This is a genomic window from Nocardioides koreensis (genome assembly GCF_039531775.1).
Lineage (GTDB): Bacteria > Actinomycetota > Actinomycetes > Propionibacteriales > Nocardioidaceae > Nocardioides > Nocardioides koreensis.
In genome coordinates this window covers 158554-170455 of sequence record NZ_BAAAQR010000001.1, presented here as the reverse complement: position 1 = coordinate 170455, position 11902 = coordinate 158554, and the positions used below count along the sequence as shown (strand labels likewise).

Here is an 11902-nt window from a genome sequence, read left to right as displayed (position 1 = left end):
TGCCGTCAGCGATGGGTCACGGCAGAGGACGGGGGTTGGCGGCCACGGCCGCGTGCCCGCGAGCCAGCGCGCGCAGGAAGAGCGCCGCGGCGTCCTCCAGGCCCAGCGCGGCGGAGACCTCGGCGCAGTACAGCTCACGGTCCTCGTGGTACGCGCGGCTCACGCGGGGCTCCTCGCGCAGGGTGGCCAGGACCGGGTCGACCTCCTCGTCGGCGTCGAGGTCGAGCAACGGCTTGAGCTCCTCGCCGACCGAGAAGCTCCACACCCCGCCGTCGGCCCCGACCCACATCCAGGCCAGCAGCTGCTCCAGCGGCATCGACGCGTCGACGGGGTCGTCCTCGCCGTACGACCACGTCGTGCCGAGCCACTCGCTGGGGGCCGCGGCGATCTCGGCCGCGACGCGGGGGAGGTGCCGGACGTCGTCGAGGGCGACCTCGTCCACGTCGGGTTGGCCGGCTCCGCCCGCACCCGCGCCCGCGCCGCCCAGTAGTCGTGTCAGCCAGTTCATGGGGCGAGGGTGCCCGTCTTCGGGGAGCGGCGGGCGGTTTTCTGGACGGCGGCAGCACCGGTCCGGACCACCGCCGACTCGGCGGGTTGTGGTCGTTGCGTCCACGGCCGCGGAATAGGTCACCCGCGCGCGGCGGTTGGAGGATGCGAGTGCTGCGTACGCCGTCAGCCGATCTCACCGCACCCGACCAGGAAGACTCACCTTCCGTCATGACGACGACCGCACCCTCTCCCGCCGAAACCAGCACCCGCGCGAGCCACTTCGCGCTGGCCGTGCTCGCCCTCGCCATGGGCGGCTTCGCCATCGGCACCACCGAGTTCGTGACCATGGGCCTGCTGCCGCAGGTCGCCGACGGGGTCGGGGTGTCCATCCCGGCCGCCGGCCACCTCATCTCCGCCTACGCGCTCGGCGTGGTGGTGGGCGCCCCGGTGCTGGCCTTCTTCGGCGCGAAGTGGCCGCGGCGTGGCCTGCTGCTGGCGCTGATGACGGCGTACGCCGTGTTCAACGCGCTCAGCGCGGCGGCGACCAGCTACCACCTGCTGATGCTCGCCAGGTTCCTCGACGGGCTTCCCCACGGCGCCTACTTCGGCGTCGCGTCGCTGGTCGCCGCGAGCATGGCCAGCCCCGGGCGCAAGGGCCGCGCGGTCGCCATGGTGATGCTCGGGCTCTCGGTCGCCAACGTGGTCGGGGTCCCCGCCGCGACCTGGCTGGGCCAGCACGTCGGGTGGCGGTCGGCCTACCTGGCGGTCGCGGTGCTCGCGCTGGTCACCGTGGCCCTGGTCCTGGCCTACGTCCCGGCCTGCCCGGGAGACCCGGAGGCGACCGGCGTGCGTGAGATCAAGGCGTTCTCGAGCCTGCAGGTCTGGCTCACCCTGCTGGCCGGGGCGATCGGCTTCGGTGGGATGTTCGCGGTCTACTCCTACATCGCGCCGACGCTCACCGAGGTCGGCGGCCTCTCCCAGGGCGCGGTGCCGGTCTTCCTCCTCTCCTTCGGGCTCGGGATGGTGGCGGGCACCTGGCTCGCGGGCGAGCTCGCGGACTGGTCGGTGTTCAAGTCGCTGCTCGGCTCCGCGCTCGGCTCGGCGCTGGTCATGCTGCTGTTCTTCCTCGCCGCCCCGCACGGATGGTGGGCGCTGCCGGTCGTCTTCATGATCACCGCGCTGGGCTCGGTGCTGGTGGTCAACCTGCAGCTGCGGCTGATGGACGTCGCCGGCGAGGCGCAGACGCTGGGCGCGGCCATGAACCACGCCTCCCTCAACGTCGCCAACGCCCTCGGCGCCTGGCTCGGCGGCCTGGTGATCGCCGCGGGCTACGGATACCGCTCACCCGCCCTGGTCGGGGCGGTGCTGTCGGTGGCCGGCATCGGGGTGCTGCTCTGGTCGGCCACCGCGCATCAGCGCGAGCTGCGGACCTCGGCGGCCAGCACGTCGTAGAGCGCCATGTCCGCACGGCCGGCGCGCACCCACGCGCCGAGCCGTTCCACGCCGTACCGGCTGAGGCCGCAGGCCTCGATGACCCGGCAGGACGCGACGTTGTCGACCGCCGCGAACGCCGTCACCCGCTGCACCTCCAGCACCTCCACCGCGTAGCCGACGACGGCGGCGACCGCACGGGTGGTGACGCCGCGGCGGCGGGCGTCGGGGTGGGTCCAGTAACCCACCTCGCACTCGACCCCGAGGGTGTGGTTGAACCACCCGACCGAGCCGAGCGCGGTGTCCTCGTCGGCCGGGTCGACCACGGCCCAGTTCATCGCCTCGCCGCGGGCCAGCCGCTCCGTGCTCTGCTCCAGCCAGTCCCGCGCGTCGGCCTCGCCGTACGGCGCGGGGATCTGGCCGAGCCACCGCTGGGTCTCCGGGTCCGAGCAGCCCTCGACGATGCGCGGGACGTCCGAGTCGCGCCACGGGCGCAGCCGCAGCCCGTCCGCCTCGAGCACGGGCACGGTCAGCCACTGCGAGCGCGGCTCCCGCGGGTCGTCGTGCAGCAGAGTGCCGACCCAGGCGTCGATCAGCTCGCCGCGGTGCGGCAGCCAGCCCCGGATGGTCCCGTCGAAGGAGAACCCGACCCGGTGCGCCAGCTTGCGCGAGGCCCAGTTGCCGACGTTGGCCCGCCAGATCACCGTCTGCAGCCCCTGCTCGGCGAAACCCCACTCCAGCAGCAGCCGCAGCGCGCGTTCCATCGCGCCGGTGCCGCGGACCCAGGGGTGCGAACCGAAGGCGATCTCGGCGCGGCCGTTGCCCTCGCTGCGCAGCGAGATGGTGCCGGCGTACCGGCCGTCGACCTCGACCGCGAAGCCCCACTCGGAGTCGTCCGCCCAGCCCTTCGGCATGAACTCGCCGACGAAGCTCCGCGCATCGTCCATCGAGTAGGGGATCGGCACGGTCGTCCACTGCTGCGACAGCGGGTCCTGGCACTGCTCGTACGAACCCTGGGCGTCGCTCTCCCGGTGGGCGCGGATGGTCACGGTGCCGTCGGTGAGCGTCGGTGCCTGCGTCATGGCCGAACCCTGCCAACAGCGGCCCGATCGGGCAATCCGATAACCCGGGCCGCGCCTGGGTCGTTGCGTCCACATGCGCCTGACCACCCTGCTGCTCACCGCGGTCCTCGGCACCGGCCTGCTCGCGGCACCGCCCCCGGCGGCCACGGCGAGGCCGACCGCGGCGAGCGCGGGCACCACGTCCCGAGCCGTCGACGCGCCCCGGGCGCGCCCGCACGGGCGGTGGCTGCTCGACCCGCGGGGCCGGGTGCTGGTGCTGCACGGGCTCAACATGGTCTACAAGCGGGCGCCCTACGCCCCCGACGCCGAGGGCTTCGGCCGCGACGACGCGCGCTTCCTGGCCCGCAACGGGTTCACCACCGTCCGGCTCGGGCTGGTCTGGAAGGCGGTGGAGCCCGGCCCGGGGGAGTACGACGACGCCTACCTCGCGCGGATCCGGAGGACGACGCAGCACCTGGCCCACGAGGGCATCTGGACCCTGCTGGACTTCCACCAGGACCTGTTCAACGAGCGCTTCCAGGGGGAGGGTGCTCCCGACTGGGCGGTGCAGGACGACGCCCTGCCCGCCGCGCCGCGGGCCGGCTTCCCCGCCAACTACTTCGGGATGCCGGCGCTCAACCGCGCCTTCGACCACTTCTGGGCCGACGACCCGGGGCCCGGCGGGGTCGGCCTCCAGGACCGGTACGCCGCCGCGTGGGCGCACGTCGCGTCCTACTTCGCCGGGACCCCGCGGGTGCTCGGCCTCGACGTCTTCAACGAGCCCTGGCCGGGCAGCCAGTGGGAGCAGTGCACGAACCCGGCCGGCTGCCCGGTCTTCGACGCCACCCTCGAGTCGTTCACCCAACGGGTCATCGACGCGGTCCGGGCCGTCGACCGGCGGACCGCGGTGTTCTACGAGCCGCAGGTGCTGTTCAACAGCGGGTCGCCGACCTACGTCCGGCCCCGAGGGAGGCGGCTGGGCTTCTCCTTCCATGACTACTGCCTGACCGCCGACGCGGGGGCAGGCGAGTCCGGGGTGCAGCAGGCCTGCGGCCAGGCCGACGACCTGGTCTGGTCGAACGCCGCCGCCCACGTGGACGCCTCCGGTGACGCTCCGCTGCTGACCGAGTTCGGCGCGACCGACCAGTCGGCGACCCTGACCGCGATGGTCGATCGGGCCGCGGAGCACCGCACCGGGTGGCAGTACTGGGCCTACTGCGGCTGCGACGACCCCACCACCACCGGGCCCGGCGCGACCCAGGCGTTGGTGCTCGACCCGGCGAAGCCGCCGCGCGGGGCCAACGTGGACCACTCCAAGATGCGCGCGATCGTGGTGCCGCACCCGCTCGCGGTGGCCGGCACCCCCGCGTCGTACCACTTCGACCGCGACAACCGGGTCTTCGAGGCGGCCTGGTCGACGGCGCGGGCGGGCGGCCCCGGACGCTTCGCCGCCGCCAGCCGCACCCGGATCGCGGTGCCCCGCCTCGTCTACCCCCGCGGGTACGACGTCCGGGTCACCGGCGGCCGGGTGGTGTCCGGGCCGGACGCCCGGACCCTGGTCGTGTCCCAGGCCGCGGGAACGCGTGAGGTGCGTGTGGTGGTCCGTCCCCACTGAGGTCCCGGCACTGGCCCGAACGGGTCATTGCCGGGCTCGCGCGGACGGGCCTGCAATGGAGGTCCGAGCCAGTGCGCGGGGGAGACAAGGGGGTCGTCATGACCCAGCCCTACACCGGAACCACCCTGCGGCCGGGCGAGCCCGGCTACGACGACGCCCGCCGGGTCTTCAACGGGCTCATCGACCGGCGTCCCGAACGCATCCTGCGGCCCACGACCGACGAGGAGGTGGCAGCCGCGGTGCTCTCGGCCGTCGACGCGGGGTCCCTGGTGTCGGTCTACGGGGGCGGTCACGGCGTCACGGGTGCGGCCGTGGTGGACGGCGGCGTCTGCATCGACCTGCGGGAGATGGATCGCGTCGAGGTCGACCCGGACGAGCGGCTGCTCCGGGTCGGCGGCGGTGCCACCTGGGGCAAGGTGGACGCCGCGACCCAGCAACACGGCCTGGCCGTGACCGGCGGGCGGATGTCGACCACCGGCGTCGCCGGGCTGGCGCTCGGCTCGGGCAGCGGCTGGCTCGAGCGCCACTGCGGCCTGACCTGCGACAACCTGCTCGAGGCGCGGGTGGTCACCGCCGACGGGCGGGTGGTCACCGCGTCGAAAGACGAGAACGCCGACCTGTTCTGGGCGCTGCGCGGAGGCGGCGGCAGCTTCGGGATCGTCACCGAGTTCGCGTTCCACCTGCATGAGATCGGGCCCACGGTGCTCGGCGGGATGCTGCTCTACCCCGGCCATCTCGCCCGCGAGGTCATCACGTTCTGGAGCGAGTTCGTCGCCGACGCCCCGGACGAGCTGGGGTCCGGCGTCGCGCTCGTGACCGCTCCACCGGCCGACTTCGTGCCGGAGCCGGCTCGCGGCAAGCCGGCCGTCGGCATCATCGTCTGCTGGTCCGGCAGCCTCGACGAGGGCACCCGGGCGCTGGAGCCGTTGCGCGCCTTCGGTCCGCCGGCCGTGGACCTCGTCGGGCCGATGCCCTACACCGAGGTCCAGCAGCTCATCGACGCTGGCAACCCCCCGGGCATGCACAACTACTGGAGCGCCGACTTCCTGACCGGGCTGCCCGGCGAGGCGGTCGACGCCCTGGTGTCGCACGCACAGCCGGCGCCGTCCCCGCTGAGCCAGACGATCGTCATCCACCTGGGTGGGGCGCTGGCCCGGGTCGGCGAGGAGGAGACGGCGTTCGGCCAGCGGCAGGCCCCGTTCAACGTGCACTACCTGACCATGTGGCCGCCGGACCACGCCGAGGACCAGCGCAACATCGACTACACCCGTGCGCTGGTCGCGGCGATGAAGCCGTGGGCGAGCGGCAACGCCTACCTCAACTTCATCGGTGACGAGGGCCTGACCCGGGTGGAGGCGGCGTTCGGGCGGGAGAAGTTCGCCCGCCTGCAGGCCATCAAGGACCGGTGGGACCCCGAGAACGTCTTCCGCCACAACCAGAACATCCCACCGACCCGGGAGACGGGTCGGCAGCCGGTGACGCCGACCCCGGTCGCCGCCACCTGACCGCGGCCGTCAGGCCGGCCTCCCCCGTTGGGCGAGCGAGGGTGTGATCGGGGAGAATGGCCGCATGTCCACCACGACCGCACCCCAGGCCGCCACGTCCGCGCTGGCGTCGGGGACGTCCCGGCCGCGCGTGCTCTCGGGCATCCAGCCCACGGCCGACTCGTTCCACTTCGGCAACTACCTCGGGGCGCTGCGCCAGTGGGTGGACCTGCAGGAGGACTACCAGCCCTTCTTCTTCATCGCCGACCTGCACGCGATCACCGTCGAGCAGGACCCGAAGGTGCTGCGCGAGCGGTGCCTGCGGGCGGCCGCGCAGCTCCTCGCCATGGGCATCGACCCCGCCCGCTCGGCGATCTTCATCCAGAGCCAGGTGCCCGCCCACGCGCAGCTCGGATGGGTGCTGCAGTGCCTGACCGGCTTCGGCGAGGCCCGCCGGATGACCCAGTTCAAGGACAAGTCCGCCAAGAACGGCGAGGGCGCCGCGAGCGTCGGGCTGTTCACCTACCCGGTCCTCCAGGCGGCCGACATCCTGCTCTACCGCCCCCACTTCGTCCCCGTGGGCGAGGACCAGCGCCAGCACCTCGAGCTCACCCGGGACCTCGCGCAGCGGTTCAACCACCGGTACAAGAAGACCTTCCGGCTGCCCGAGCCCTACATCCTCAAGGCGACCGCGAAGATCGCCGACCTCCAGGACCCGACCTCGAAGATGTCGAAGTCGGCGTCCTCGCCGGCCGGGATCGTCGAGATGCTGGACGACCCGAGGGCCAGCGCGAAGAAGATCCGCTCCGCGGTGACCGACTCCGGGTCGGAGATCAGGTTCGACACCGAGGAGAAGCCCGGTGTCAGCAACCTGCTCACGATCTACTCGGCCCTGACCGGCAGCCCGGTCACCGAGCTCGAGGAGGCCTTCGCGGGCCGCGGCTACGGCGACCTGAAGAAGGAGCTCGCCGAGGTCGTCGTCGACTTCGTCACCCCGTTCCGGGAGCGGACGCTCGAGCTGCTCGACGACCAGGCCTACCTCAGCGACGTGCTCCGCCGCGGCGCCGAGCAGGCCCACGCGGTGGCGGACGCGACCCTGCGCGACGTCTACCAGCGGGTCGGTTTCGTGGCGGCGGGCCAGTAGGGTCCAAGGACAGCTCACCGAGCAGGGAGGGACGTCGGAGATGCCAACCATCGGAGTCGCGCTCGCGATCCCGGAACCCTGGGCGAGCCAGCTCCAGGACTACCGCACCGGCATCGGTGACACGACGGCGACCATGATCCCGACCCACATCACCCTGGTGCCGCCGACCGAGGTGGCCCACGAGGACCTGGTCGAGATCGAGAAGCACCTCGCCGAGGTCGCCGCGGACTTCGGACGCTTCGGGGTGCACCTGCGCGGCACCGGCACGTTCCGGCCGGTCTCTCCCGTGGTGTTCGTGACCGTGGCCGAGGGGATCTCCAGCTGCGAGCAGCTCGCAGGCGCCGTACGCCGCGGGCCGCTGGCCGTCGAGATCGCCTTCCCCTACCACCCGCACGTCACCATCGCCCATCACCTCGCCGACGACCTACTCGACCGGGCGTTCGAGGAGCTGGCGGACTTCGAGTGCCACTTCGAGGTCCACGACTTCCATCTCTACGTCCACGACGAGCAGGCGGGCTGGCAGCCCACCCGCGAGTTCCGCCTGGCCGCCACCTGACCCGTGCCGTCCCTGAGGAGACGCGTCGCCGAGGTGCGCACCCGGCGGCCGCTGGTGGACCATGCGGTCCGGATGCAGGAGCACTACGGCGCGGTCAAGGCGTCCCAGCAGGCCGGGGCGGTCACCTACTTCGCCTTCCTGTCGATCTTCCCGATCCTGGCGCTGTCGTTCTTCGTGGTCGGCTGGATCGCCCGGGTCTACCCCGGGGCGAAGGCGGACCTGCGCCACGCCATCAACGGGCTGCTGCCGCACCTCGTGGGTCCCGACGACGGGCAGATCAAGATCCAGGACATCCAGTCAGCGGCCGCCGCCGTCGGCCTGATCGGACTGGCGACCCTGGTGTACTCCGGTCTCGGCTGGCTCTCGGCGATGCGCGACGCACTCATCGTGGTGTTCGAGCTGCCGTCCCGGGAGCAGCCGAGCTTCGTCCTCGGCAAGCTGCGCGACCTGCTCACCCTGACCCTGATCGGTTTCGTGCTGCTCGTGTCGGTGGCCGTGGCCGGCCTGGTCGGCGGCTTCTCCCAGGAGCTGCTGACCTGGGCCGAGCTCGACAGCCAGCTCGGCTGGCTGGTGCAGGTCCTGACGCTGCTGCTCGGGTTCGCCGCGAACGTCGTGCTCTTCTTCTCGATGTTCGTGCTGCTGGCCGAGCCGCACACGCCGCGGCGCTCGCTGTGGTCCGGGGCGATGCTCGGAGCCGTCGCCTTCGAGGTCCTCAAGCAGCTCTCGAACCGGTTGTTCGCGGCCACCCAGGGCAGCCCCGCCTTCCAGGCGTTCGGGATCGCGCTGATCCTCCTGGTCTGGATCAACTACTTCTCGCGGGTGGTGCTGTACGCCGCCGCCTGGGCGCACACGTCGCCGGCCGCGCGTGAGCAGCGGCTCGCCGAGTCCGCCGCGCCGGTGCAGGGACCGCAGACGCCCGCACTGAGCGTGGGGGACGGGGCCGGGTCGGCGCGCCCGGCCTGGGTCGCGCCGTTCGTGGCCGGGGGAGCAACGGCGCTCGCCGCGGTCGCCGTCGTCCGTAGCCGACTCTCGAAGGAAGACCCGTGAAGCTCGAACGCAAGCACGGCTGGCTGCTGCTCGCCGTCGCCGTCTGGAACGTCATCATCTGGCTGACGTTCGCCAAGAACCTCTCCGCCGCCCACGCCTCGGGGGAGGACCACCCCACCGGCTACTGGGTGGCGCACACCGTCCTGATCGTCGTGGACCTCGTGATCGCGGTCGTGCTCGCCCGCCTCGGGTGGAAGTTCCTGAAGGCGGGAGACGCAGCAGGGCGGTGACCACTGGTCACCGCCCCACCTGAGCCCACGCGGGGCGCTCGTTCCTCGCGCCCCGCTGCTCAGTGACCGTGCCGCATCGCGGCGTGCAGGTCCCAGTTGAGGCGGGAGATCACGTCGAGCGGGATCTCCTTGGGGCAGGCGGCGGTGCACTCGCCGATGTTGGTGCAGCCACCGAAGCCCTCGTGGTCGTGCTGGGCGACCATGTCGACCACGCGGGAGTCACGCTCGGGCTGGCCCTGCGGGAGCTCGCCGAGGTGGGTGATCTTGGCGCCCATGAACAGCGACGCCGACCCGTTGGGGCAGGCCGCGACGCAGGCGCCGCAGCCGATGCAGGTCGCCACGTTGAAGGCGCGCATCGCGTCGTCACGGGGGACCGGGACCGAGTGCGCCTCGGGCGCCGAGCCGGTGTTCACCGAGATGTAGCCGCCGGCCTGGATGATCCGGTCGAAGGCTCCGCGGTCGACGACGAGGTCCTTCATCACCGGGAACGCGTCGGCGCGCCAGGGCTCGATGACGATCTCGTCGCCGTCCTTGAACGAGCGCATGTGCAGCTGGCAGGTCGTGGTGACCTCGGGCCCGTGCGCCTGGCCGTTGATCATCAGGCCGCACATGCCGCAGATGCCCTCGCGGCAGTCGGAGTCGAAGGCCACCGGGTCCTCGCCCTTGGCGATGAGGTCCTCGTTGAGCACGTCGAGCATCTCGAGGAACGACATGTCCTCGGAGACCCCGTCGATCTCGTAGGTGTGCATGGCGCCGGCGGCCTCAGCGTTGGGCTGGCGCCAGATCTTGAGGGTCAGTCTCACTTGTAGCTCCGCTGCTTCATCTCGATGGCCGTGTAGACGAGGTCTTCCTTGTGCAGGACCGGGGTGCCCATGCCGTTCGACTCCGGGTCGCCGGCGAACTCCCAGGCCGCGACGTAGGCGAAGGTCTCGTCGTGACGCAGCGCCTCGCCGTCCTCGGTCTGCGACTCCGCGCGGAAGTGGCCGCCGCAGGACTCGCGACGGTTCAGGGCGTCGATGCACATCAGCTCACCGAGCTCGAAGAAGTCGGCCACCCGGCCGGCCTTCTCCAGCGACTGGTTCAGGCTCTCGTTGGTGCCGAGGACCTTCACGTTGCGCCAGAAGTCGTCCTTGAGCGTGCGGATCAGGTCGATGGCCTTCTTCAGCCCGTCCTCGGTCCGCTCCATGCCGCAGTACTCCCACATGATGTTGCCGAGCTCGCGGTGGTAGGAGTCGACGCTGCGGGTGCCGTTGTTGTTCAGGAAGTGGTCGATCCGGGACCGGACCGACTGCTGGGCCTCGACGACCGCCGGGTGGTCGTCCGCGACCTTCTCGAACGGCCCGTCCGCGAGGTAGTCGCGGATGGTGTGCGGGAGGACGAAGTAGCCGTCGGCGAGGCCCTGCATCAGCGCCGAGGCGCCGAGGCGGTTCGCACCGTGGTCGGAGAAGTTCGCCTCGCCGGTCACGAACAGGCCCGGGATGGAGGACTGCAGGTCGTAGTCGACCCACAGGCCGCCCATGACGTAGTGCACGGCGGGGTAGATGCGCATCGGCACCTCGTAGGGGTTCTCGCCCGTGATCCGCTCGTACATGTCGAAGAGGTTGTCGTACTTCTCCTCGATGCCTTCCTTGCCGAGGCGCGCGATCGCGGCGCTGAAGTCGAGGTAGACACCCCGGCGGACACCCTCGACCTCCGGGCCGACGCCGCGGCCCTCGTCGCAGACGTTCTTGGCCGCACGTGACGCGATGTCGCGGGGGACCAGGTTGCCGAACGACGGGTAGATCCGCTCCAGGTAGTAGTCGCGGTCCTCCTCGGGGATGTCGCGCGGGTCCTTGGTGCAGTCCGCCTGGTTCTTGGGGACCCAGATGCGGCCGTCGTTGCGCAGCGACTCCGACATCAGCGTCAGCTTCGACTGGTGCGAGCCGGACACCGGGATGCAGGTCGGGTGGATCTGGGTGTAGCAGGGGTTGGCCATGTAGGCGCCCTTGCGGTGCGCACGCCAGCTGGCGGTGACGTTGCAGCCCATCGCGTTGGTCGACAGGTAGAAGACGTTGCCGTAGCCGCCGCTGGCCAGGACCACCACGTCGGCGAGGTGGGTCTCGATCTCGCCGGTGACCATGTCGCGGGCGATGATGCCGCGGGCCTTGCCGTCTACCACGATCACCTCGAGCATCTCGTGCCGGGTGTACGTCGTGACCGTTCCGGCCGCGACCTGGCGCTCCAGCGCCTGGTAGGCGCCGAGCAGCAGCTGCTGGCCCGTCTGGCCGCGGGCGTAGAAGGTGCGGGAGACCTGCACGCCGCCGAAGGAGCGGTTGTCGAGCAGGCCGCCGTACTCCCGGGCGAACGGCACGCCCTGCGCCACGCACTGGTCGATGATGTTCACGCTGACCTCGGCCAGGCGGTAGACGTTCGACTCGCGCGAGCGGTAGTCACCGCCCTTGACCGTGTCGTAGAAGAGACGGTGGACCGAGTCGCCGTCCTCCTTGTAGTTCTTGGCCGCGTTGATGCCGCCCTGCGCCGCGATCGAGTGCGCGCGACGCGGGGAGTCCTGGTAGCAGAAGGACTTCACCACGTAGCCGGCCTCGCCCAGGGTGGCGGCCGCGGAGGCGCCGGCCAGGCCGGTGCCGACGATGATCACGGACAGCTTGCGGCGGTTGGCCGGGTTGACCAGGCGCGCCTCGAACTTGCGGGTGCTCCAGCGATCGTCGATCGGGCCGCCGGGGGCCTTGGTGTCGGCGATGGGCTCGCCGGGCGTGTAGTAGCCGGCGGCGTCGTCGCCGTGCTCGCCGGGTGCGTCGTGGGAGGGATCGGACGTGGTGGTGGTGTCCGGGAACTCGGTCATGGG

Annotated in this window: 11 protein-coding genes; 7 read left to right on the top strand and 4 right to left on the bottom strand. The window is 71.6% G+C overall.

Features of this window, described 5'->3' with window-relative positions; genetic code table 11:
- Positions 1-16: 16 nt before the first annotated feature.
- On the bottom strand, positions 17-508 hold the full coding sequence (locus ABD268_RS00750) for a hypothetical protein (protein WP_344146084.1): 492 nt from the start codon (positions 506-508) through the stop codon (positions 17-19).
- Between the two features lie 209 nt (positions 509-717).
- Between ABD268_RS00750 and ABD268_RS00745 the strand changes: the two genes are divergently transcribed.
- Positions 718-1941 (top strand): MFS transporter, encoded by a 1224-nt coding sequence (locus ABD268_RS00745; protein ID WP_344146081.1) that lies wholly within the window; start codon positions 718-720, stop codon positions 1939-1941.
- Here the strand turns inward: ABD268_RS00745 and ABD268_RS00740 are convergent.
- A complete protein-coding gene (locus ABD268_RS00740; RefSeq protein WP_344146078.1) occupies positions 1902-3002 on the bottom strand; it encodes a GNAT family N-acetyltransferase in 1101 nt (366 codons plus the stop codon). The genes ABD268_RS00745 and ABD268_RS00740 overlap by 40 nt on opposite strands.
- A gap of 73 nt (positions 3003-3075) precedes the next feature.
- Here ABD268_RS00740 and ABD268_RS00735 point away from each other — a divergent pair, with 73 nt between their 5' ends.
- The 6 genes from ABD268_RS00735 (at position 3076) to ABD268_RS00710 (ending at position 9057) form a co-directional block, all read left to right on the top strand.
- A complete protein-coding gene (locus tag ABD268_RS00735; protein ID WP_344146075.1) occupies positions 3076-4596 on the top strand; it encodes a cellulase family glycosylhydrolase in 1521 nt (506 codons plus the stop codon).
- Positions 4597-4694: 98 nt separating this feature from the next.
- The gene (locus ABD268_RS00730; RefSeq protein WP_344146072.1) at positions 4695-6101 is read left to right on the top strand and encodes an FAD-binding oxidoreductase; all 1407 of its coding nucleotides are present in this window, start codon (positions 4695-4697) and stop codon (positions 6099-6101) included.
- A gap of 64 nt (positions 6102-6165) precedes the next feature.
- Entirely contained in the window at positions 6166-7224 is a 1059-nt protein-coding gene (gene trpS, locus ABD268_RS00725) for a tryptophan--tRNA ligase (RefSeq protein ID WP_344146069.1), read from the top strand.
- A gap of 40 nt (positions 7225-7264) precedes the next feature.
- Positions 7265-7780: a 2'-5' RNA ligase family protein gene (locus ABD268_RS00720; protein WP_344146066.1), complete on the top strand. Its 516-nt coding sequence runs from the start codon at positions 7265-7267 to the stop codon at positions 7778-7780.
- A 33-nt stretch (positions 7781-7813) separates the two neighbouring features.
- The gene (locus tag ABD268_RS00715) at positions 7814-8827 is read left to right on the top strand and encodes a YihY/virulence factor BrkB family protein (RefSeq protein WP_344146063.1); all 1014 of its coding nucleotides are present in this window, start codon (positions 7814-7816) and stop codon (positions 8825-8827) included.
- Positions 8824-9057 carry an SCO4848 family membrane protein gene (locus tag ABD268_RS00710; RefSeq protein ID WP_344146060.1) on the top strand — a complete coding sequence of 78 codons (234 nt, stop codon included), beginning with the start codon at positions 8824-8826 and terminating at the stop codon, positions 9055-9057. Before ABD268_RS00715 ends, ABD268_RS00710 begins: the two co-directional genes overlap by 4 nt.
- Before the next feature lie 59 nt (positions 9058-9116).
- Here the strand turns inward: ABD268_RS00710 and ABD268_RS00705 are convergent, their stop codons facing one another.
- The gene (locus tag ABD268_RS00705) at positions 9117-9860 is read right to left on the bottom strand and encodes a succinate dehydrogenase/fumarate reductase iron-sulfur subunit (protein ID WP_344146057.1); all 744 of its coding nucleotides are present in this window, start codon (positions 9858-9860) and stop codon (positions 9117-9119) included.
- Positions 9857-11899, bottom strand: coding sequence for a fumarate reductase/succinate dehydrogenase flavoprotein subunit (locus ABD268_RS00700; protein ID WP_344146054.1), 2043 nt, complete (start codon positions 11897-11899; stop codon positions 9857-9859). Before ABD268_RS00700 ends, ABD268_RS00705 begins: the two co-directional genes overlap by 4 nt.
- Between the last annotated feature and the right edge of the window lie 3 nt (positions 11900-11902).

Excerpts from the sequence above, each read along its gene's own strand:
- ABD268_RS00750 (WP_344146084.1), bottom strand. The coding sequence starts at position 508 with ATGAACTGGCTGACACGACTACTGGGCGGCGCGGGCGCGGGTGCGGGC.
- ABD268_RS00745 (WP_344146081.1), top strand. The coding sequence starts at position 718 with ATGACGACGACCGCACCCTCTCCCGCCGAAACCAGCACCCGCGCGAGC.
- ABD268_RS00740 (WP_344146078.1), bottom strand. The coding sequence starts at position 3,002 with ATGACGCAGGCACCGACGCTCACCGACGGCACCGTGACCATCCGCGCC.
- ABD268_RS00735 (WP_344146075.1), top strand. The coding sequence starts at position 3,076 with ATGCGCCTGACCACCCTGCTGCTCACCGCGGTCCTCGGCACCGGCCTG.
- ABD268_RS00730 (WP_344146072.1), top strand. The coding sequence starts at position 4,695 with ATGACCCAGCCCTACACCGGAACCACCCTGCGGCCGGGCGAGCCCGGC.
- trpS (WP_344146069.1), top strand. The coding sequence starts at position 6,166 with ATGTCCACCACGACCGCACCCCAGGCCGCCACGTCCGCGCTGGCGTCG.
- ABD268_RS00720 (WP_344146066.1), top strand. The coding sequence starts at position 7,265 with ATGCCAACCATCGGAGTCGCGCTCGCGATCCCGGAACCCTGGGCGAGC.
- ABD268_RS00700 (WP_344146054.1), bottom strand. The coding sequence starts at position 11,899 with ATGACCGAGTTCCCGGACACCACCACCACGTCCGATCCCTCCCACGAC.